The following is a 21,876-nucleotide window of genomic DNA, read 5'->3' on the forward strand; positions in this document are numbered from 1 at the left end:
GATTCTTCCCCTAACGGGGAAGATTAATTTCCCACCCAAATCGCCATAATTTTATCCTCATCCAGTAGACGGCTAAATGCAAAATAGCTGTCATTTTTGATGGTTCGGTGAGCACCAGCACCAATAGCCGGATGACGTTGGCGGAATTGTGCCAGCTTTTGCCAGTGTTGATACAACGCCTGCTTCTGAGCGTTTTGTCGTAACTCTTGCCAATTCATATCTGAACGAGTGCCTTGTATCGGGTCTGAACCGGTTGCTCCAAATTCTCGTCCGCTCTCATCACCATAGTAGATTTGCACAGCACCGGGAGAAAGCAACAGTAAATTAGCGGCAATTTTTTGTTTTTCGATATTTTGTTCACTATCAGAATGGAAGAATAATCTTGTATCGTGTGAAGATAAATAGCTCAGCACATTGAAGTCGCTTAATTTACGGCTCATTTCACCATAAACCGGTTCAATATGGGCAAAGCAATTTAGTCCTTTTTTAGCCTGCTCTTGAAAATCGAAGTTGATCATTGCATCAAAGCCGTTTTGATAATAATCACTTTTGAACACGCCGTGTCCCCAAGCCTCTCCTGTCATCCAAAAGTTATCATTAAAGCTGGCTTGGGGATTGGCTTGTTGCCATTCGTTTAAAGCTTGTTGAGCGGATTGTTTTAATGCCAGCCACGTTGATTTTTCCACGTGTTTGGCGGTATCAACCCGAAAGCCGTCAATTCCATATTTTCGCACCCAATCCGATAACCAACTGATTAAATAATCACGCACTTTAGCATTTGGCAATACTTTGGCATTGGTATTTTTATTTGCAAAAAATTCAGGTAATTTGACCGCTTGTTCACTCTCGGTTTTTAGATCCGGAAGGGCAGAGAGCGACATTTTTAAATCATCAAATTTAGGGCTGTCGTAATCGGCAATATCGGCACGAACCCACGCTTTTCCCCACCAATTTTGCCAAGCCTGATTATCATTAAAGCGAATAAAATCGTTGAAGCTATGCCAGTTTTGCCCTGATTTAGGTTTCCAATGTGTCCATTTTTCGCCTAATGTATGATTGATTTCCTCCGGTTTTAGGTAAAATCCACCAAAGTTAAATTCCTGCATATCCGCAAGCGTAGCATAGCCGGTATGGTTCATCACCACATCAAACAGTACTCGAATGCCACGTTGATGGGCTTGTTGAACAAAATGGCTTAAATCGTCCTCAGTGCCCATATTGGCATCTAATTTTGTCCAATCCAAATGATAGTAACCGTGATATCCATAATGCGGAAAATCGCCTTTATCACCACCGCCAACCCAGCCGTGCATTTGCTCCAGTGGGGAACTAATCCATAAAACATTGACGCCTAGCTGCTGTAGATAATCCAATTTTGAGGTTAAGCCTTTTAGATCTCCACCGTGAAATGTGCCGATTTCTTGCATTCCGTCTTTTTGTCGGTTGTAGCTGTGGTCATTGCTAGGATCGCCGTTATAGAATCTGTCGGTTAGTACGAAATAGACAGTAGCATTTTTCCAATCGAAGGTCGCATTATTTGAGGTGTTGCTTTTTTCCAGCAAAATTAGACCGCTTGCGTTTTCGTCAGGCATTAAGGTAACTTTGCCGTTTTTAACTATGGCAGTGTTTCCTGAATAGAAATCCCTCACTGATTCTCCTTCGGAAAAAGTAGAGGAAACATCAATTTCAATCGGTTTTTTGTCCCAATTCGGGCAACTTTGAAGTACAGAGTCATTATGCTGTGGTTGCTGTTCTACACTGATTTTTAGTGTCGGTGTGCCACCTCGCACATCAATTTGTGCCATATAATTGCCTTGACGAAATAGGCGTAGTTGAGGAGCATCATTCATACAAGGTACTAACGTAACCGATTGATTTAATTTTATCGTTTGTTGGGGCTGATAACATTGTTCACCAAATTTAAACGTAAGCGGATAGCTGCCTTTTTCTAACTGCACTTGGGATTGAAACAACTGTTTTTCGAGATTATCGTTAAAATCAGAAAAATGGGAATGTTGCCAAGATTGGGCAAAAAGGCTTGAGGAGTAGAATAAGCAAAGGTAAGGTAACGTATTTTTCATAGACACCTCTATAAATGACGACCGCAGTATCAACTTGACAAGCGGTCGTTTTTTGAGAATTTTTTGCAAACTAGCCTTTCACACCGCCGGCAGTTAAGCCACCGATTAGCCAGCGTTGTGCCAATAAGAATACGAGTGTAATCGGAATCGCAGATAAGACCGCTGCGGCTGCAAAATCACCCCATAAGTAATTTTGCGGATAGAGATATTGTTGCATACCAACGGCTAGGGTGTAGCTGTTTACATCACGTAATAAGAGTGAGGCAACCGGTACCTCTGTAATAGCAGCAATGAATGAAAGAATGAATACTACCGCTAAAATTGGTACGGAAAGCGGTAATAAGATTAATCGGAACGCTTGCCACGGAGTTGCACCGTCAAGAGATGCTGCTTCTTCCAGCGAGCCGTCAATGGTTTCAAAGTAGCCTTTTATTGTCCAAACGTGTAAGGCAATTCCGCCTAAATAAGCAAAAATTACGCCGCCGTGTGTGTTTAAGCCAAGAAACGGTACATACTGTCCAAGACGATCAAACAACGCATATAAGGCAACTAAGGAAAGCACTGCTGGGAACATTTGGAATATTAGCATACCTTGTAGAATAGTTTTTTTGCCTTTAAATTTCATTCGGGCAAATGCATAAGCACAGGTTGTTGATAAGGTTACAATACCGATAGAGGTAATTGTTGCCACTTTGATAGAGTTCCATAACCAGCGTAGCACCGGGAACGGTGGAGGTGTTACCGTGCCGTCAGAATGTGTTACGTCAAAGCCTAATGCAGCTTGCCAATGCTCCCACGAAATTTGGCTTGGAATAATATCACCGATAGCCAGATTTCCTGGTCGTAATGAGATACCAATAACCATCAATAAAGGGAAAATAATTAAGGCAAGGAAACAAATTAAAAAGAAATGGGTTGCCCATACACGATAACGCACAGATTTAGATTGAACAATTGCCATATATAACTCCTGAAGTTAGTTTGGGTCAGGGATTGTTAAATCCCTACCACTTTTATAATTCCATTTTGGTTGCTTTGATATTTAAGAGTGCTAAGCCACCGACTAATAAGAAAATAATCGTTGCGATAGCGGCTGCTAAGCCGAAATCTTGCGTACCACTTCCTTCAAAGGCAATACGGTAAGTATAGCTGACTAATAAATCGGTATAACCGGCAGGGGTGGTGGTTCCAATCATATCCGGGCGACCATTTGTTAATAATTGAATTAATACAAAGTTGTTAAAGTTAAATGCAAATGAAGCAATCATTAACGGAGTAAGCGGTTTTAACAGTAATGGGAATGTGATTTTGCTGAAATTTTGCCAAGTGGAGGCTCCATCCATTGCGGAGGCTTCATATAAATCAGATGGAATAGCTTTGAGTAATCCCATACATAAAATCATCATATAAGGATAACCTAGCCAGGTATTCACAATCAGAATCATCACTTTAGCAAGCAGCGGATCGTTAAACCATTCAGGGCTGATGCCGAACAGTTGGTTTAAAATCATATTGATTTCACCAAAACTTTGGTTGAATAACCCTTTAAAAATCAGAATAGAAATAAACGATGGCACCGCATAAGGTAAAATCAATAAGACACGATATATCGCTTTACCTTTTAATGCCTCCCATTGTACTAGGCAGGCAAGTACCATACCGAGAATAACGGTAAAGACTACGGTTAATAAAGAGAAGATTACCGTCCAAATAAATATTTGTATAAAAGGTTTTTGAATACCTTCATCGGTAAAAATTTTAATGAAGTTATTAAAGCCAGATGTAACAGTATAACCAGGCTCAAGCGTTTCACTTTGCCAATTACCGTTTTCATCAATAGCTTGGAAGAATCCGGTTTTGTCATTTGCTTGATAACGTTTGCCTGTCTCATTATTGAATAATATTTTACTCTCTTCATCAAATTGATAGCGTGGTTTTTGTTCTGAAAATTGGCGTAATGAACTCATTGTCAGTTCATTATTATTTGGTAATACAACTTTCATTGACTGAAGTGCAGCCCGATTTTGCGTAATCACTTTAAGAGGAGCAACATCTCCATTTGGTATACTTTGCTCAGTAACAACCACATTCGTTCCGGTAGTTAATGAAACCGGATCTGACACAAAAGTTTGCTCGGTTGCCGGATTTGTTAATGCGATGCGGTATTGATTATCTGCGTGTGGATAAAGTGTGAATTGGTATTTATCTCCGGCGAAATAACGTTGTTCTGTCAAAACAGATACGGCTCGTTCAAAGGATAATTGATTAGAACCACTATAATTGGTAAACGCAATTGCAATGGTTGCAACCAGCGGAAACAAAATGAAAATTGCCATTCCGGTAATACCCGGGTAAACATAACGCCAAGCATAGGCATTTTTATTGGTAAAAATATAGACACCGGAGGTCAGAATAATCAGTGTTAAAATAGCAAAAAGATATTCACCTTGTGAGTACATTAATACAACAAGATAGAAGTCAAGGAGCAAGACTAATCCGGCTAAGAGATATTTGAGCCAATGGGTGGGTTTGGATTGAGTTTGAGTTAGCATAACAGCACCTCGAATTTTTACTGCATATTTACTGTACTTAGGGTGGATTTAAAAATAGAGTGGGTTATATAACCCACCCTGAATGATGAATAATTATTGTTGTTTTTGAATGCGTGAATGTGCATCATCTAATGCTTCTTTCACTGATTGGCGACCGGTTACTGCATTATTGATAGCAGATTTTTCGGCATACCAGAAAGAAGACATTTGCGGGATGTTTGGCATAATTTCGCCGTTTTTCGCATTTGCCATCGTTGCTGCGATACGAGGATCAGCGGCTAATTTTTCTTGGTAAGATTTTAACGCCACTGCACCTAAAGGTTTATCTTTATTGACTGCGTCTAAACCGTCATCGGTGAGTAAGTAATTCTCTAAGAATTCTTTAGCTAAATCTTTGTTTGGGCTTGAGCTGTTTACACCAGCACTTAATACCCCTACGAATGGTTTAGAGGCTTGACCGTTTAATGTCGGCAGTAAAGTTACACCATATTTAATACCGCTTTTATCAATATTGCCCCAAGACCAAGGACCATTGATGGTTAAGGCACTTTGTCCTTTATTAAAGGATGCTTCAGCCACAGCGTAGTCCATATCGGCACTAATATGTTTATTTTTCACCATATCCACTACAAACTGTAATGCTTTTACTGCACCTTCATTATTCACACCAATATCTTTTGGATCGTATTTGCCGTTAGCAAATTTAAATGCGTATGCTCCATTTGAAGCTGCAATCGGCCAAGTGAAATATGGTTCGGATAAGTTCCACATAATTGCATTTTTGCCGTCTTTTTTGAGTTTTTTATCTAACTCAATAATTTCTTCCCAAGATTTAGGAGCCTCTTTAACTAAATCTTTATTATAAATTAACGAAATAGCTTCAATCGCAACCGGATAACCGATAATTTTGCCATTGTAGGTTTCTGCATCCCAAGCAAAATCGACAAATTTATCTTTAAATTCTTTGCTTACGTTCACTTCAGCCAATAAACCTGATTGTGCATAGCCACCGAAACGGTCGTGAGCCCAGAACATAATATCCGGACCATCACCAGTTGAGGCAACTTGTGCAAATTTTTCTTCAAGTCTATCTGGATGTTCGACTAACACTTGAACACCGGTATCTTTTTCAAATTTCTTACCGACTTCAGCAAGCCCGTTATAACCTTTATCACCATTAATCCAAATAACGAGTTTACCTTCCGTCATTTTTGCCATTACTGTTCCGGAAAGAACTAAAGTAGCAAGAGTAGCTAAGGTGAATTTGGCACATTTGTTTTTCATAAAAAACTCCTTGAAGTTAAATAAAAGAAATGGATATGAAACAACCCATTTATTAAATTATGTCAAATTATGGGCTATAGAATCTATTTGAGATCACCCTTTGCTCTACGCCCCCCGAACTAAAAGTATGATCTAAGTAACATTTTTCATCATTTTGTGATCTGCTTCACAAAAAAAAGCGTTAAAAATGAGAGCTTGATCACAAAATTTATTAAATTTCTTTAAATGGGCGTTCTTTGCGTAATTAAGGCTCTAACCCTAAAAAAAAGTATTCTAGGATGATTTCTTCTTTAGATAAAAAGGCGACCATTCAGCCTAAATTCAAACCACAAGCAAAAGCAAAAAAGAGGTTTAATTATGGCGAATGTATCATTGCGTAATGTGGGAAAATCCTATGGTGATGTTCATATTTCTAAAGATATTAATTTAGAAATTAATGAAGGGGAATTCGTTGTTTTCGTTGGTCCGTCAGGTTGTGGTAAATCCACGCTATTACGAATGATAGCAGGTTTGGAAGATATTACGACAGGAGAACTCTATATCGGTGGAAAGCTGATGAATGAAATAGAGCCTTCAAAACGTGGTATCGGTATGGTGTTTCAATCCTATGCCCTCTACCCGCATTTAGATGTTGCTGAGAATATGTCTTTTGGATTAAAGCTGGCAGGTGTGAGTAAAGCAGAACGGGAGCAGCGAGTTAATCAAGTTGCCGAAATTTTACAACTTGCTCACTTACTAGACCGCAAACCTAAAGCCCTTTCCGGTGGGCAACGCCAACGGGTTGCCATTGGTAGAACGCTAGTTTCCCAACCGGAAGTATTTTTACTCGATGAGCCACTTTCCAATCTTGATGCAGCATTGCGTGTGCAAATGCGGGTAGAAATTTCCAAATTACATAAAAAATTAAACCGCACTATGATTTACGTTACCCACGATCAAGTTGAGGCAATGACATTAGCAGACAAAATCGTGGTATTAAATGCTGGCGGTATCGCTCAAGTAGGCAAGCCGTTAGAACTTTATCATTATCCGGCAAACCGTTTTGTAGCAGGGTTTATCGGTTCACCTAAAATGAACTTTTTACCGGTAAAAGTTATTGATGTAGAGGCGGAACGAGTAAAAATAGAATTACCTGATGCAAATCATCATAATTTTTGGATTCCGGTTTCCGGAGAAGGAGTAAACGTTGGAGATAACCTATCTTTAGGTATTCGCCCGGAGCATTTACTTCCTTCGGATCAAACTCAAGTAACCTTACACGGTATTGTGCAAGTAGTGGAATTGCTTGGAAATGAAACACAAATCCACCTAGAGATTCCTGAAATCAAACAACCAACCTTAATTTATCGTCAAAATGATGTGGTATTAGTCAATGAAGGCGACGATATGAATATCGGCATTTTGCCGGAACGTTGCCATTTATTTAAGGAAGACGGTACAGCTTGCAAACGTTTGTTTGTTGAAAAAGGGGTATAACAATTTCAGCTTATTACTGATTTTAGGAGATATTTTCCATCTTCTAATCAATTAATACTTAACCTAAGTAAAATCAAATCTTAAGAGAGGTTCTATTATGAAAAAAACAGTCTTAGCAGTTGCAATCAGCGGTGCAATGTTCGCAGCCAGTGCATCAGCGGTCGATTTTCACGGTTACGCTCGTTCAGGTATCGGTTGGACATCCGGTGGTGGTGAACAATCGGCATTTACTGTTAATGGTGGTGGTTCAAAATACCGTTTAGGTAACGAATCTGATACCTATGCAGAATTGAAATTAGGTCAGGAATTATTCAAAAGTGGTGAGAAATCCATCTATTTTGATACTAACCTTGCTTATGGCGGTACGCTTCACAACAACGACTGGACAGAAACCAGCCCGGCATTACGTGAATTAAACGTACAATTCAAAAACTTTGCGGATAGCTTACCGGGTGCAACCTTATGGGCTGGTAAACGTTTTTACCAACGCCACGATGTTCATATGAACGACTTCTACTATTGGGATATTTCAGGTCCGGGTGCTGGGGTTGAAAATGTTGATTTAGGCTTCGGAAAACTCTCTTTAGCGGTAACTCGTGATACAGAGAAAGACGGTGCATTCTCTTATTACTATGACTATGCTAAAAAAGCGTATGTAAATAACCGCGATGCGAAAAAAGATGTATATAACGACATTTTTGATGTTCGCTTAGCAGGTATTGAACTTTGGAAAGACGGCTCATTAGAGTTAGGCTTTGATTATGGCAATGCTCATACTAAAGATGGTACTAAACTCAATAATGAAAAAGCGACCAAAAACGGTTATATGGTAACAGCGGAATATACCCAAGGTAATTTCTTTGGTGGCTTCAATAAATTTACTGCACAATATGCAACCGACTCTATGACTTCTTGGAATAATGGTCACGCACAGGGTTCGAAAGCAGATAATAAAGGCAATATGCTTCGTTTAATCAACCAAGGGGTAGTACAAGCGAGTGATAAAGTTGAAGTAATGTATGCCTTAATCTACGAAAAAACAAAACTAGATAATAAACAAGGTAAAACTTGGTACTCTGCCGGTATTCGCCCAATGTACAAATGGAACGATACAATGAGCACATTATTAGAAGTTGGTTATGATCGCATTAAAGATCAAGCAACAGGCAAGAAAAATGATTTAGTGAAATATACCATTGCACAACAGTGGCAAGCAGGTAACAGCATTTGGGCTCGTCCTGCAATCCGTGTGTTTGGTACCTACGCACATTGGAATGATAAATTCAACACCAAAGCTCGTACTGATGCTGGTTACAAAGCTAAAGACGGCGAGTTTATCACCGGTGTTCAATTTGAAGCTTGGTGGTAATCATCAAACAGTTCTGTGGGTAGGGCGGTAACCTACCCACAATTTAATCACATTATCATTTTTCACAATTTTTAGAGGTTAATATGAAAAAAACGCTTCTTTCAACAGCAATATTATTCGCCCATCTTTTTGTGGCATCTCCGAGTATGGCAAATAATTTGGCAGTTAAACCTATTCATATTAACTCGTCTGAATTAGCTCAAATTCAATGGCAAGATGTGCCATTCTCGCAAACTGTAAAAACAGAATTAAATGAACAGCATAAACAAGCATTTACCGCTTCGTTTGCCGGTATTGCCAGTCCAATTGCTGCCTATCGTATTCCGGCAAATCAAGGGACATTGGAAATTGAAATTGAAAGCCCGGTGATAGACAAAAATGTTTTTGTACCAACAGCTGTAGTATTAGATAGCCACTTTAATGTGGCAGCAACATACCCTTCTTCTGAATTTAAATTATTAGAAGAACGAGGGCTAAAAGGCAGTCGTTTAGGGGCAGAACTTAATTTAACGCCGGCAATGAACCAAGAGTATATTTATTTGCTCATTTATACTACGCAGCAAGATTTAGCCAAAACTACGATGATGCCACACCCGGCAAAAACTTATGCAAAAGCAACAGGTAAACAACCACCGGCAATTAACGATATTGAAGTAGTGCATAGTTTAAAAGGGCAAATTCACATTAATGTTTCCGGCTCAAACGGTACAAAATTTATCGGTTTACCGACTGAAATTTTCAACTCAAATAAAGCGGCAACTCCGGTAGGTAAAACGGTTGCACAGATGCCACTAAAAGAAAATCCGGTTGCAGTAAAAACAGCAGTTGATAAAGATACGGAAGCCTATTTTAATCAGGCGGTAATGAAAGCAATTAAAGCGAAAGATATTAACAGAGCGATGAATTTAGTTAATGAGGCAGAAAAATTAGGACTTACTTCTCCACGCCAAATTTTCTTAAAAAATGTAAGTTCAAATTGATTTATTTATTGTTTTTTTCATAGACATTTCCTTGTCATCGAATGGAGAACTCTCCATCAACACCCTATCAGGATAATCTGATAGGGTGCTTTTTTAGGGAAGATTTGCAAAGTTTCCTGAAAATTTGACCGCTTGAGATTTAGTTTACTGCTTTAAATTGAATCACGCCTGCATCGGTAAAATTATTGTCGTCATCTTCATCTAAGAAGGTTTTCGGTTCGATTTTGATGTTATCAAAAGCTGTGTCGCCCTCCACACCCTCTATCATTTGACCGTGTTTAATCCCTTTGAAATCAAATAGATTTGGGTCGCATAAGTGCGATGGCACAATATCTTGCAAGGCACTGAACATCGTTTCTAATCTGCCCGGATATTGGCGATCCCAAGTGTTCAACATCTCTTTTACCACTTGGCGTTGTAAATTCGGCTGTGAGCCGCAGAGATTACACGGAATAATCGGGAACTGTTTCGCTTCGGCATATTTGATGATGTCTTTCTCTTTGCAATAAGCAAGCGGGCGGATCACAATTTGCTTGCCGTCATCAGAAATCAGTTTTGGTGGCATACTTTTCATTTTGCCGCCGTAGAACATATTTAAAAATAGTGTTGCCAGCATATCATCACGGTGGTGTCCAAGTGCGATTTTCGTTGCGCCAAGCTCGGTAGCGGTGCGGTATAAAATACCACGGCGTAGGCGAGAGCAGAGTGAACAGGTGGTTTTGCCTTCCGGAATTTTCTCTTTCACGATGCCATAGGTATTTTCTTCCACAATTTTATATTCCACGCCAATACTTTCTAAATAGCTTGGGAGAACATCTTCTGGAAAGCCAGGCTGTTTTTGGTCTAAGTTTACGGCAACAATGCTGAAATTTACCGGAGCACTTTGTTGCAGGTTTAATAGAATATCTAATAATGTGTAGCTGTCTTTACCACCGGAAAGGCACACCATCACACGGTCGCCTTCTTCAATCATACCAAAATCGGCAATCGCATTACCCACATTGCGGCGTAAACGTTTTTGTAACTTATTGAAATTATAAGTGATTTTTTTCTCTGATTTTTGTTGAATATCGTCTGTCATCATATAAAAAAGCCTAAGAAATCAAGCGGTGTATAGTAAAGATTTCGTTCCATTTTGCAAGTTAATTATTGATGTTGAGTGTAGCGATATAATTACAGCTCACATCATTGTTCAGCCAGAATTTTTCGGTTAATGGGTTGAAATGGTAGCCTTTCATTTCTGTGCAACGCAAATTAGCTTGATCACACCACGCCAATAATTCCGCTGGTTTGATAAATTTCTCAAATTCGTGCGTGCCTTTCGGGAGCATTTTCAGCACATATTCTGCCCCGATAATCACAAGCATATAGGCTTTAAAGGTGCGGTTGATGGTGGAGAAAAATAAAATCCCATCGGGCTTTAATAACGCTTTACAGCTTTGAATAATCGAAAGCGGATCAGGCACGTGTTCGAGCATTTCCATACAGGTTATCACATCGAATTTTTCTGCATTGCAAGCGGTCATTTTTTCCAAAAAATTTTCAATCGTGGTTTGTTGGTAATCAATCTCTAAACCGCTTTCTTTAGCGTGTTGTTTGGCAATTTCAAGCGGTTCGGTGGTCATATCAATGCCTGTTACTATCGCCCCTTGTTTTGCCATTGCCTCGCTTAAAATACCGCCACCGCAGCCGACATCCAATACTTTTTTGCCAAATAGCCCGTTCGATTTTTCTAAAATATAAGACAAACGTAGCGGATTAAGCAGGTGAATCGGTTTGAAACTGCCGTTTGGATCCCACCAAGTCTGTGCCATTTTTTCAAATTTTGTGATTTCTTGCTGATCGACATTTTGCATAAGTTGTTCCTATGGTAAATTTAAGGCGTTACTATAACGCATTTAACCTAAAAGGAAAATTAAAATGACAAGGATAAACCTTGTACCACCAGAGGAATTGTGCGATCAACATTTACTAGCCGAACACCGTGAATTGACTCGTATTCCGAATGCGGTTGCGAAAGGGAAATTCAGCCTAAAAGGTCAGCCGGCAGATTATAAATTAGGTGAAGGACACGTGCGTTTTTTCTTCAACAAACTCGCTTTTCTGAAAAAACGTTACGATGCACTGCACGAAGAGTGCTTGGCAAGAGGCTTTAATGTGCAATATTTTTGGGCGGAGAATTTGCCTGACGAACCTTCGCTTTGGTTGGATTATGAGCCGACAGAAACCGCATTGGCGGTGAATTGTGAGAGAATTGCATTAAGAATGCCGGTAAATCCGCGATTTACTGCAAGAAAATAACCGCTTGTACGCCCTTTTTAACACTTTTTATGCTATAATCTTGCCGATTTTTCGCCTGAGTTTAGGCAATTCTTTACTATCAAATTAGGAAATTTCAATGAGCGAATTAGCCAAAGATATTATTCCCGTAAGTATTGAGGACGAGTTAAAAACCTCTTACCTTGATTATGCGATGTCGGTCATCGTAGGGCGTGCATTACCTGATGTGCGAGACGGTTTAAAGCCGGTGCACCGCCGTGTACTTTTCTCAATGGATCAAAACAGCAACACCTATAACAAACCGCACGTTAAATCAGCCCGTGTGGTGGGTGATGTAATCGGTAAATATCACCCGCACGGTGATTCTGCGGTGTATGACACCATTGTGCGTATGGCTCAACCGTTCTCATTGCGTTATATGTTGGTGGACGGGCAAGGTAACTTTGGCTCAATTGACGGTGATGCGCCGGCGGCGATGCGTTATACCGAAGTTCGTATGCAGAAAATTACGCAGGAATTATTAACCGACCTTGATAAAGAAACCGTGGATTTCTCGCCGAACTATGATGGCAAAGAGATGATTCCTGACGTACTTCCAACCAAAATTCCAGCCTTGTTAGTAAACGGTTCATCGGGGATTGCGGTGGGTATGGCAACCAATATTCCGCCTCACAATTTAGGTGAAGTGCTAGATGGTTGTTTGGCGTACATTGACAACGAAAATATTAGCATTGAAGAGTTAATGCACTATATTCCGGGACCGGATTTCCCAACCGGGGCAATTATCAACGGTCGCAAAGGGATTGAAGAAGCATACCGTACAGGGCGTGGCAAGGTTTATGTGCGTGCGAAAGCGAGCGTGGAAACCACCGATAAAGGTCGTGAGCAAATTGTAGTAACTGAGTTGCCTTACCAAGTCAATAAAGCGAAACTTATCGAAAAAATTGCTGAATTAGTGAAAGAAAAAAAAATCGAAGGCATCAGCCGAATTGATGACTATTCAGACAAAAAAGGTATCTCGATTGTTATTGAGATCAAACGTGATGCAGTGGGCGAAGTGGTGTTAAATCACCTTTACTCTCTAACCCAAATGCAGGTTACTTTTGGTATCAATATGGTGGCGTTGGATAACGGTCAGCCAAAAGTCTTGAATTTACACCAAATTATTGAAGCCTTTGTCAAACACCGCCGTGAAGTGGTAACTCGCCGTACGATTTTTGAATTACGCAAAGCCCGTGAACGTGCCCATATTTTAGAAGGTTTAGCGATTGCGTTAGCGAACATTGACCCGGTTATCGAATTAATCCGTGCCTCAAAAACCGCAGAAGATGCCCGTGAAGGCTTATTGGCTCGTCCTTGGGCATTGGGTAATGTGGCTCCAATGTTAGAGGCGGCAGGCGTAGATGCCTCTCGTCCGGAAGATTTACCGGAAAATTTAGGCGTACGTGATGGTCAATACTATTTATCAGAAGCCCAAGCCCGTGCAATTTTAGAGTTACGCTTACACCGTTTAACCGGCTTAGAGCACGAAAAAATTGTTGAAGAGTACAAAGAATTACTCACAGAAATTGGCGAATTATTATACATTTTAACCAGCCCGGAACGCTTAATGGAAGTGATCCGTGAAGAGTTAGAATTAGTGAAAACCACCTTTAACGATGAACGCCGTACCGAAATTACCGCAGCCTCAGGCGATATCAACATTGAAGATTTAATCGCTCAAGAAGATGTGGTGGTAACACTTTCTCACGCAGGCTATGTGAAATATCAGCCGTTATCCGACTACGAAGCTCAACGCCGTGGCGGTAAAGGTAAGTCTGCAACCAAAATGAAAGAAGACGACTTTATAGAAAAACTATTGGTGGCAAATACCCACGATACGATTCTCTGTTTCTCAAGTCGTGGTCGTTTATATCAATTAAAAGTGTACCAATTACCGCAAGCAAGTCGTGGAGCAAGAGGTACGCCGATTGTGAATATTCTGCCACTCGTGAAAGAAGAAAACGAACGTATTACGGCGATTCTACCAATTCCAAACGGCGAATTTAGTGCCGATAAATTTATCTTTATGGCAACCGCAAGCGGTGTGGTGAAAAAAGTTTCGCTAGATGCGTTTAGCAATGTCAGATCAAGCGGTCTAATTGCGTTAAAACTTCGCGAAGGCGATGAATTAATCGGCGTGGACATCACAGACGGCGAGAGCGAAATTATGCTCTTCTCAGCACAAGGTCGAGTGGTTCGCTTTGCGGAAAAAGCTGTGCGTGCAATGGGACGTACTGCAACAGGGGTACGTGGTATCAAACTATCCACCACTGAAATTTCAAGTGAAGAGATTGAAGAAGCAGAAATCATCGAAATTGAAAATGAGGATGCGGAAGATTCAACAAGCGTGAGCTTAGACACCGACCGAGTGGTTTCCCTTGTAATTCCTCGCACCGAAGGCGATATTCTCACCGTAACCCAAAACGGCTACGGAAAACGTACGGTGATTAGCGAATATCCGGTGAAATCCCGTGCGACTAAGGGCGTGGTTTCAATCAAAGTGAACGAACGCAACGGCAAGGTGGTTGCGGCAGTTCAGGTGTTCGATACCGACCAAATTATGCTGATTACCGATGCCGGCACGCTAGTTCGCACTCGAGTGGCGGAAGTGAGCCTAGTGGGACGTAACACCCAAGGTGTTCGCATTATCCGCACCGCAGAAGATGAACACGTTGTGAGTTTAGAACGAGTGTGTGAGCCTGAAGAAGATGATGAAAACATCGAAACGGTTGAAAACGCAGAGATTGTAGAAACTTCAACAGAAGAATAATCTTAACAAAACAAGCGGTCGTTTTTTCAGAGAATTTTGCAAACAATCAATCTGCAAAAATTTGGGGAAATTCGACCGCTTGCTATTTTCAACACCTATTTTTGCGATCTGCATCGAAAAATCCAGTTTTACTTTCCCTACCTTCTTTGAAATTTAGTACAGTATCAGAGGTTTTACTTTAAAATGGTACTAAATTATGGTATTAATTCATCTAAAGCGAAAATCTCACAAAACGTTACGTCAAATTTATACACAGCCTATTTCAGCCAATATTAAGTGGAGAGATATTGAAGCTCTATTTCTTGAGTTAGGGGCTGAGATTGAAGAGCGAGAAGGTAGCCGAATTGCGGTTGTGTTATTTGAGCAAGTCCGAGTTTTTCATAGACCTCACCCAAATCCCGATACCGATAAAGGTGCGGTAGCAAGTATCAAAAAATGGTTATCTGAAAACGGAGTGATTCCTTATGCGTAATATTATGGAAATTAATGGCTATAAAGCTGTGATTGCATACGATCCTGAAACCGAATTATTTAGAGGCGAATTTATTGGCTTAAATGGTGGAGCGGATTTCTATGCAGATAATGTTGCCCAACTTAAGAAAGAAGGCGAAATCAGCCTAAATGTTTTTCTCGAAATGTGTGAAAAGAAAAATATTGAGCCATTTAAACAGTATTCTGGCAAGTTTAACATTCGCCTATCGCCAGAACTACATAAAGCCGCTGTTATGGCAGCAACAGCAGAAAATTTAAGTTTGAATGAATGGATCAGCCAAACATTAGCAAAAAGCGTGTGAAGCTATTGGAAATGCAAGCGGTTGTTTTTTCATAAAGTTTTGCAAGTTGCAAAAAATCTGAGAAAACAACCGCTTGTTTTGCTATTTTTTCAACATCTCCTCCAGCTCATTTAAATCGCACAAAATTTCTTGTTCTAACGTTTTAAGAGACTGCAAAATTTCTGCTGGCGGAGTGTATTGTACTTGTTCATATATTACTTCTTGGTAACGGTTGATAGATAAATCATATTTATTGGCGGTAATTTCTGCTTTATCTACCACAAAACCTGCTTGGGTTTTATCACCGAATATTGCGTTTATTTCATCTTCGCCGGCGTTGTTATTGAGTAACGCTTTGAAGGTTTTCCAAGAGCTGAGAGCTTTGGGTAAATCATTTTCTGCAACAGGCGAGCGTTTATCATCTAATGAATAGCCATCAGCGGTAACGTTGTAGAACCATACTTTATTGCTTGAACCCCCTTTGCTAAATAACAAAATAGCAGTAGAAACGCCCGCATAAGGTTTGAATACACCACTTGGCAAGCTGACAACCCCTTCTAATTGATTGTTTTCTAATAGATGTTTGCGTAATTGCTGATGAGCGTTACTTGAGCCAAACAATACACCATCCGGCACAATCACTGCTGCTCGTCCACCTACTTTTAAGATATTGAGAATATGTGCAGTAAAGAGTAATTCTGTTTTCTTGGTTTTAACCATTGAAGCTACTTTCGGGTTAATGTTGCTTTCATCTAAACTGCCTTTGAATGGCGGATTTGCCAAAATAACATCGAAAAAGTTTTCCGCTTGTGCAGGGTATCGGTCAAGAATGCTTTTATTGAGGCTATCTTGATAAAGAATATTGGCTCCTGAAACACCGTGTAACAACATATTCATACTTGAAACACGTAACATTGTGCTGTCAAAATCAAAGCCCCAAAACATTTTTTCGTTAATGTGAGAGCGATATTCTTCAAGTAAATCGCCTGAATAAATCATATTGCCATCGTCATCGGTAAATTTACCGAATTCGCTAGAGTGTGTGCGGTTTAGATATTCCATTGTACGAGCTAAAAAACCAGCCGTACCACAGGCAGGGTCGCATACTGTTTCTGTTGGTTGAGGTTCGGTCATTTCCACTATTAAATCAATAATATGGCGAGGTGTACGGAACTGTCCGTTAATGCCGGCGGTGGTTAATTTTGAAAGCAAATATTCATAAATATCGCCTTTTACATCACTTGAATTAAGTGGCAGAGCCTCAATTAGTTCAATTGCAGAGGTGAGTACACTCTCATTTTGAATGGCGAGATCGGCATTTTTCATATACTCGCTTAACCGCCCGAAATTGCCTTTATTACCGATTTCTGCAAAATAAGGGTACACATTTTGTTTTAAATGCACTGCAAGCTCTTGCCCTGATAAATGGCGGAAATTACTCCAACGCAATTTTTGCCCTTCAGGTATTTGCGGATAAATCGGCTCAAATTTTGCTCCTCGTGTAGCCGCTTTTTCGGCAAGACTTTCTTGCATATCAAGCATACGAGCGAAAATAAGATAAGAAATTTGCTCAATTACTGTAAGTGGATTAGTAATACCACCCGTCCAAAATTTTTCCCACAATGTATCAATTTGATGGCGTATATTGCCTGTTAGCATAATGTATCCTTTTGTAAAAAATTGGCGGAAAACGACCGCTTGTTATTAATTATTCCGCTTTTGTAAAATATTGCTGACTAAGAGAGTTGAAAAGTTCGTCCGAAAATTGAACTTGTTTCCCTAAGTTTTCTTTATATTTTTCTATCTTATTTACTATTTCAACAAATTTAATTTGTATTTCCATAGGAGGAATAATTATTTCTAAATCAGAATATTGTTGGGCATTTATATTGGGCTGAGCTACAGTTTTCATATGAGATTTTACCCAAGATTGATATGCTGCAGTCTTAGTAAAATTAAAAATATATTCAGGTAAAACTTTATTTTTATTTATTTGAAATCTAATCAAATAGCCTGCGTATATGCTTTTTTCTATTTTATCAGTAAATAAAAATGTTTTCCCAACAGTTGCACCTGAACGAGCAAATAGTATATCTCCATCATTTAAAAGATATTTTTCAATTTCTTTTTCATCAATCTCAGCCGATTTTTTATCATTATTAAGTGTACCATTTTCTAATATATCTGTAATTCTTATGTATCTGAATTTATGATTATAAGAAATTGCACTTGCTCCAGCCCCATATGTTGGCTTCGCTACTGATAAATTTACTAGTTTTTCTACTTCCCACCCCTTCGGATTAACCACAGGGTCGCCAAACATTTCCAAAAATAACGATCTTAAAAATTCATCAGCAAGCTCAATGGCTTTTTTTCGCTTTTGGCGAATTTGATCGGCTTTGTCGAGTATCTGGGCGATTTTGGTTTGAGTTGGAAGATCGGGATAGCTAATTTCTAAATCTGAGAATTTACTTTTATTTACTATCGGAATAACCGTTTTTGATGCTGCCTTTTCCAATGCTTTTTGTAAAGTAAGGGAGAAATAAAATCCATATTTAGGAAGAATTTTACTTTCATCAAAAACAAGAGCATTAATTTGTTGATTAAAACAAGCTGATTTATCTAATATACCTACTTTTCCTAAATTACCAATACAAGAAACTAATACTGAATTTTTAGGTAGTAGCGGAACTTGCTTAGCACCAATTTCTGTTAGAGTAATTTTTGTTTTTCCAATAGTGCTATTATTTAAGTCAGCAGGACTTATAAAAGAAATATTGCCACCATAAAATAGAGGATTAGAAGTTGAGGGGGTTTTCCCTGTTATAACTTGTGCAACATCTTTTAATTTTTCAATTTTATAATTCATCTCATATCTCTAACTTGCAAAACTTTCCAAAAATTCAACCGCTTGCTATCTCAAAGTCAAGCTAATATCCGATTATGAATCTTTAATAATAAAGGGTTTAATCACTTCAATTAGCATATCGGCTTGGTTTGTGGTGTCGAATACGCCATCAATGCCTAAACTATCTATGCTGGTAAATGGAGCTTGGTAGAGGCTTTCCAGCTCTTTAATGCCGCCGTGTGTGGCAATAAAATTTTTCAGCAGATTTAAAAAACGTACCTGTTTGCTGGAGAGCGTTCCATTTTGGTGAATAAACTGCTCAAAATGTTTTTCTAAATAATCGGTGTCTAAGCCGACCATTGCCCGCAAACGGTATTGTAATTCATCAGCCGTTTGCCCGAAAAATGAGGTTAAGATATTTTGGCTAATATCTGGGCAGTTGGTTAAAATCAGCGAGCTAAGTTCTGCCATTTCTTCTTGGGTTACGCCTTCGCCATTGCGGATTTTTTGTAATACTGGGCTTTGCGTTAAGTGAGATTTAAATACCTCTTTTATACGATTACGATAAATTGAAAGTTCTTGCTCGCCAATGTAAGGTGCAATTCGCCCTTCAAGTGCGGTGTCTTGGGTGGCGGTGGTTAATGTGCCGAATGGATAACCTCCGCCTGTTCCCTCAAAGTATTTCATTAAATCTCGCAATTGTTGGCGAATTTGCTCGATCTTCATCACATCAATCTGTTGCCAAAATTCAGCACCTCTAACTTGTTCAATAAAAGTTTGTTTCGCTCTCACTACTTGTAAATTCACAGGTAAGCGGTTAATTTTTTGTAAAATTTCGCTACGGTTATTTTCAAAACTACTGTTATTTAACATCAGGTTAGTTTGTGCTTGAACAATGAGTTTATCAAAGGCTGCAGCCTCTTTGTCTTGTAGCGTACGAAAACCCATTAATGGGGCAATCTCCCCAATAAGTAGTTGTTGCGTTTGGGCATCAGCTTTTTGGAGTAATTGACTCTGTTGGAGTAAATGCACGGTGCGTAAATTTTTCTTTACTGAAACACTGTTTTCAGGCAAGTCGGCAATGTCTTTTTGGATAAGTTCCACCATTAAATCAAAGGCGTTGAAACTGCTTTGTTTTAATGCAGTTTGATAGCATTTCACTCGCTCTTCAAAGAGTAGCTGTAATAATGATTTGCTCGTAATATCTTCCGGTTCTTGGTAGTCTTCTGCAAAATAGCGAAAATTACCGTAGTGGTCAAAAATATAAAACTGTGTTTTGTGCTTGCCTTCGCCAAATAAATTCGGGCGTAGGCGTGTGCCTCGTCCAATCATTTGCCAGAATTTTACTTGCGATTTTACCGGTCGAGCAAATACCAAATTAACCACTTCTGGAATATCAATGCCCGTATCTAGCATATCAACGGAAATGGCAATGCGGAAATCATTATCAGGCTGTTTAAATTCATCGAGTAGCATATCTACTTTGGCAATATTAGTATGAATAACTTTGCACACTCGGTTGCTGTAGTTTGGGTACATTTCACAAAATAGCTTTTCTAAATGTTCAGCGTGGTCTTGGCGTTGAGCAAAAATAATCGATTTGCCAACCAGTGTGCCGGTTTCATCTTTAATTCCATTATTGATGAGGTTACTTAAAATTTCTTTGTCGGTTGAAATACTGAAAATTTTTCGCCCAATATCTTTGCCTTCAATAGTCGTATTTTGTGCAATCTCTTCACCTAAATCTTCTTCTAGTTGGCGTTTTTGTTCTTCGCTTAAATCGTTGTAGTGAATGCCTTCACGCAAAAATTCGGTAGTTAAGTCTAATGCTCGGTAAGGCACTAAATGCCCATCGTTTACGGCTTCTTCAAAACCATAGGCATAAGTTGGGTCGGTGCTTTCACAGCCAAACATTTGGAAGGTGTTACGGCTGATGTATCTTACTGGCGTTGCGGTTAAACCAAGTTGTAGAGAGTCGAAATAATCGAATAAATCACGATATTTGTTGTAAATACTGCGGTGTGATTCGTCTGCAATAATTAAGTCAAAAAAGCCAACATCAAACTGCTCAAAACGACGTATCATCGCTGGGTAGGTAGAAATATAAATTCGGCTGTCTTTAGGGACTTCGTTTGTTTCGCCAATTACACAACGAGATTCCGAGCCTAAGAAATCTTTGAAGGCATTATCCGCTTGTTTGCGTAGCTCTCGGCGGTCGCATAAAAATAGCACTCGTTTTGCCCAATTTTTAACAAGCAGTAATTTAGTTAAAGCAATTGCCACTCGTGTTTTGCCTGTGCCTGTTGCTTGAATGATTAAGGCTTTTCGGCGTTGTTCGGAAAATGCACTCGCAACGCTCTTTATTGCTTCAATTTGATAGGTTCGTCCTGCAATGCTGAGATCAGGATTATCATTTTCTAAATTGTTATCACGGTAAGTACGTTGATAAATCAAATATTCAAGGCTAGATTTACTGTATAACCCAAAAATTTGACGAGGTGAATTGTATTGTTTGTCGTCCCAAATGTAGGTTTCATAACCGTTTGTGTAGAAAATAACAGGACGTTGAAAGCCTGCTTTTTCAAAAGCATTAGCATATTGACGAGCTTGTTCTCGCCCAAGCATCGCATTTTTGGCAGAGCGTTTCGCTTCTACCACGGCAAGTGGCTGTCCATTATCGCCCCATAGCACATAGTCGGCATAACCTTTTGTGCCGTCAGACATTATCAACTCTACTTCTAGCCCAATTTCTTCGGGATTATGTAAATTCCAATGAGCTTGAGCTAGCATTGCATCAATAACTAAACGGCGTGTTTCTGCTTCATTCCATTGTAAACTTTGGGCAGTTTGCTCACTTCGTGCTTGAATATTGGCAAGTTCTACATCGTTTAGCTGTTTTTGATGAGAAAGTGTTTGTCGGAGTTGCTCAAGCTCATTTTGTAATGCTTCATAATCTGCTTGGCGTATTTTTTGAATAATATCTGGGTCATTAATGGCTTGGTAAGCGGGTAGATTTTCTAATTTTTTTGCAAGATAGCGAATCGCCATATATTTTGCGATGTTATGTGCGGTTTTTAAGCAAGTTTCTGCCGTTTGGCGATTATTCACTACTTTGCCGTGAGCGGCTGGATTACCGTGAATACGCAAGCTATCAAGCATTAAAAATAGGCGTTTATCAATGTGTTTTTTAAATACATTATCGTTTAGTAGCTCGTAAAAGTTAGCCTTTGGGAGAGAGGGCAGATGATCTTGACGGTAAATTTCTCGCACAGTTTCTTCCGCAAAACTGCGTAAACGAACCAATGTACTTCCTGCATCAGAAAATAATACATTTTCAGCACACGCCGCTAAGTCGGCAAGCAGCTCAAAATCAGGGCGTAAGAACTCAAAATTGACAGATTTTAACGACATAATCACTATC

At 39.5% G+C, this 21,876-nt stretch carries 16 protein-coding genes; 7 read left to right on the forward strand and 9 right to left on the reverse strand.

Features of this window, described 5'->3' with window-relative positions; all coding sequences use genetic code 11:
• Positions 1-23 precede the first annotated feature (23 nt).
• The 4 genes from X781_RS03520 to malE form a co-directional block, all read right to left on the reverse strand.
• Entirely contained in the window at positions 24-2,081 is a 2,058-nt protein-coding gene (locus X781_RS03520) for an alpha-amylase (RefSeq protein WP_025235593.1), read from the reverse strand.
• 70 nt (positions 2,082-2,151) lie between these two features.
• Positions 2,152-3,042 (reverse strand): maltose ABC transporter permease MalG, encoded by an 891-nt coding sequence (gene malG / locus X781_RS03525; protein ID WP_025217812.1) that lies wholly within the window; start codon positions 3,040-3,042, stop codon positions 2,152-2,154.
• A gap of 52 nt (positions 3,043-3,094) precedes the next feature.
• Positions 3,095-4,633 carry a maltose ABC transporter permease MalF gene (gene malF, locus X781_RS03530; RefSeq protein ID WP_025235594.1) on the reverse strand — a complete coding sequence of 513 codons (1,539 nt, stop codon included), beginning with the start codon at positions 4,631-4,633 and terminating at the stop codon, positions 3,095-3,097.
• 93 nt (positions 4,634-4,726) lie between these two features.
• Complete coding sequence (gene malE / locus X781_RS03535) at positions 4,727-5,917, reverse strand: maltose/maltodextrin ABC transporter substrate-binding protein MalE (RefSeq protein WP_025217810.1); 1,191 nt, start codon at positions 5,915-5,917, stop codon at positions 4,727-4,729.
• A gap of 357 nt (positions 5,918-6,274) precedes the next feature.
• Here malE and malK point away from each other — a divergent pair, with 357 nt between their 5' ends.
• From malK to malM, 3 genes are all read left to right on the forward strand, one after another.
• A complete protein-coding gene (malK, locus tag X781_RS03540; protein WP_025235595.1) occupies positions 6,275-7,393 on the forward strand; it encodes a maltose/maltodextrin ABC transporter ATP-binding protein MalK in 1,119 nt (372 codons plus the stop codon).
• A gap of 97 nt (positions 7,394-7,490) precedes the next feature.
• On the forward strand, positions 7,491-8,762 hold the full coding sequence (locus tag X781_RS03545; RefSeq protein ID WP_025217808.1) for a maltoporin: 1,272 nt from the start codon (positions 7,491-7,493) through the stop codon (positions 8,760-8,762).
• An 83-nt stretch (positions 8,763-8,845) separates the two neighbouring features.
• Complete coding sequence (gene malM / locus X781_RS03550; protein ID WP_025235596.1) at positions 8,846-9,742, forward strand: maltose operon protein MalM; 897 nt, start codon at positions 8,846-8,848, stop codon at positions 9,740-9,742.
• Between the two features lie 139 nt (positions 9,743-9,881).
• On the opposite strand, the gene ttcA is transcribed toward malM, so the two are convergent.
• Entirely contained in the window at positions 9,882-10,823 is a 942-nt protein-coding gene (ttcA, locus tag X781_RS03555; RefSeq protein ID WP_025235597.1) for a tRNA 2-thiocytidine(32) synthetase TtcA, read from the reverse strand.
• 61 nt (positions 10,824-10,884) lie between these two features.
• Positions 10,885-11,598 (reverse strand): bifunctional 2-polyprenyl-6-hydroxyphenol methylase/3-demethylubiquinol 3-O-methyltransferase UbiG, encoded by a 714-nt coding sequence (ubiG, locus tag X781_RS03560; protein ID WP_025235598.1) that lies wholly within the window; start codon positions 11,596-11,598, stop codon positions 10,885-10,887.
• Between the two features lie 64 nt (positions 11,599-11,662).
• Between ubiG and X781_RS03565 the strand changes: the two genes are divergently transcribed.
• The 4 genes from X781_RS03565 to X781_RS03580 all read left to right on the forward strand — a co-directional run bounded on the left by X781_RS03565 (position 11,663) and on the right by X781_RS03580 (position 15,628).
• Positions 11,663-12,043, forward strand: coding sequence for a pyrimidine dimer DNA glycosylase/endonuclease V (locus tag X781_RS03565; protein ID WP_025235599.1), 381 nt, complete (start codon positions 11,663-11,665; stop codon positions 12,041-12,043).
• A 97-nt stretch (positions 12,044-12,140) separates the two neighbouring features.
• Complete coding sequence (gene gyrA, locus X781_RS03570) at positions 12,141-14,834, forward strand: DNA topoisomerase (ATP-hydrolyzing) subunit A (RefSeq protein ID WP_025235600.1); 2,694 nt, start codon at positions 12,141-12,143, stop codon at positions 14,832-14,834.
• Positions 14,835-15,030: 196 nt separating this feature from the next.
• Positions 15,031-15,306 (forward strand): type II toxin-antitoxin system HicA family toxin, encoded by a 276-nt coding sequence (locus X781_RS03575; protein WP_025235601.1) that lies wholly within the window; start codon positions 15,031-15,033, stop codon positions 15,304-15,306.
• The gene (locus X781_RS03580; RefSeq protein ID WP_025235602.1) at positions 15,299-15,628 is read left to right on the forward strand and encodes a type II toxin-antitoxin system HicB family antitoxin; all 330 of its coding nucleotides are present in this window, start codon (positions 15,299-15,301) and stop codon (positions 15,626-15,628) included. The genes X781_RS03575 and X781_RS03580 overlap by 8 nt, the downstream gene beginning before the upstream one ends.
• Before the next feature lie 81 nt (positions 15,629-15,709).
• Here X781_RS03580 and X781_RS03585 read toward each other — a convergent pair whose 3' ends face one another.
• The 3 genes from X781_RS03585 to X781_RS03595 all read right to left on the reverse strand — a co-directional run bounded on the left by X781_RS03585 (position 15,710) and on the right by X781_RS03595 (position 21,866).
• Positions 15,710-17,266, reverse strand: a complete 1,557-nt coding sequence (locus tag X781_RS03585) for a type I restriction-modification system subunit M (RefSeq protein ID WP_025235603.1) — start codon at positions 17,264-17,266, stop codon at positions 15,710-15,712.
• Positions 17,267-17,315: 49 nt separating this feature from the next.
• Positions 17,316-18,476 carry a restriction endonuclease subunit S gene (locus tag X781_RS03590; protein ID WP_025235604.1) on the reverse strand — a complete coding sequence of 387 codons (1,161 nt, stop codon included), beginning with the start codon at positions 18,474-18,476 and terminating at the stop codon, positions 17,316-17,318.
• A 72-nt stretch (positions 18,477-18,548) separates the two neighbouring features.
• Positions 18,549-21,866, reverse strand: coding sequence for a DEAD/DEAH box helicase family protein (locus X781_RS03595; RefSeq protein ID WP_025235605.1), 3,318 nt, complete (start codon positions 21,864-21,866; stop codon positions 18,549-18,551).
• Positions 21,867-21,876: the final 10 nt, after the last annotated feature.

Source organism: Mannheimia sp. USDA-ARS-USMARC-1261, from assembly GCF_000521605.1.
GTDB lineage: Bacteria > Pseudomonadota > Gammaproteobacteria > Enterobacterales > Pasteurellaceae > Mannheimia > Mannheimia indoligenes.

Excerpts from the sequence above, each read along its gene's own strand:
- X781_RS03575 (WP_025235601.1), top strand. The coding sequence starts at position 15,031 with ATGGTATTAATTCATCTAAAGCGAAAATCTCACAAAACGTTACGTCAA.
- X781_RS03565 (WP_025235599.1), top strand. The coding sequence starts at position 11,663 with ATGACAAGGATAAACCTTGTACCACCAGAGGAATTGTGCGATCAACAT.
- malF (WP_025235594.1), bottom strand. The coding sequence starts at position 4,633 with ATGCTAACTCAAACTCAATCCAAACCCACCCATTGGCTCAAATATCTC.
- malM (WP_025235596.1), top strand. The coding sequence starts at position 8,846 with ATGAAAAAAACGCTTCTTTCAACAGCAATATTATTCGCCCATCTTTTT.
- X781_RS03545 (WP_025217808.1), top strand. The coding sequence starts at position 7,491 with ATGAAAAAAACAGTCTTAGCAGTTGCAATCAGCGGTGCAATGTTCGCA.
- malK (WP_025235595.1), top strand. The coding sequence starts at position 6,275 with ATGGCGAATGTATCATTGCGTAATGTGGGAAAATCCTATGGTGATGTT.
- ubiG (WP_025235598.1), bottom strand. The coding sequence starts at position 11,598 with ATGCAAAATGTCGATCAGCAAGAAATCACAAAATTTGAAAAAATGGCA.
- X781_RS03580 (WP_025235602.1), top strand. The coding sequence starts at position 15,299 with ATGCGTAATATTATGGAAATTAATGGCTATAAAGCTGTGATTGCATAC.
- X781_RS03590 (WP_025235604.1), bottom strand. The coding sequence starts at position 18,476 with ATGAATTATAAAATTGAAAAATTAAAAGATGTTGCACAAGTTATAACA.
- X781_RS03595 (WP_025235605.1), bottom strand. The coding sequence starts at position 21,866 with ATGTCGTTAAAATCTGTCAATTTTGAGTTCTTACGCCCTGATTTTGAG.
- malG (WP_025217812.1), bottom strand. The coding sequence starts at position 3,042 with ATGGCAATTGTTCAATCTAAATCTGTGCGTTATCGTGTATGGGCAACC.
- malE (WP_025217810.1), bottom strand. The coding sequence starts at position 5,917 with ATGAAAAACAAATGTGCCAAATTCACCTTAGCTACTCTTGCTACTTTA.
- X781_RS03520 (WP_025235593.1), bottom strand. The coding sequence starts at position 2,081 with ATGAAAAATACGTTACCTTACCTTTGCTTATTCTACTCCTCAAGCCTT.
- gyrA (WP_025235600.1), top strand. The coding sequence starts at position 12,141 with ATGAGCGAATTAGCCAAAGATATTATTCCCGTAAGTATTGAGGACGAG.
- ttcA (WP_025235597.1), bottom strand. The coding sequence starts at position 10,823 with ATGACAGACGATATTCAACAAAAATCAGAGAAAAAAATCACTTATAAT.
- X781_RS03585 (WP_025235603.1), bottom strand. The coding sequence starts at position 17,266 with ATGCTAACAGGCAATATACGCCATCAAATTGATACATTGTGGGAAAAA.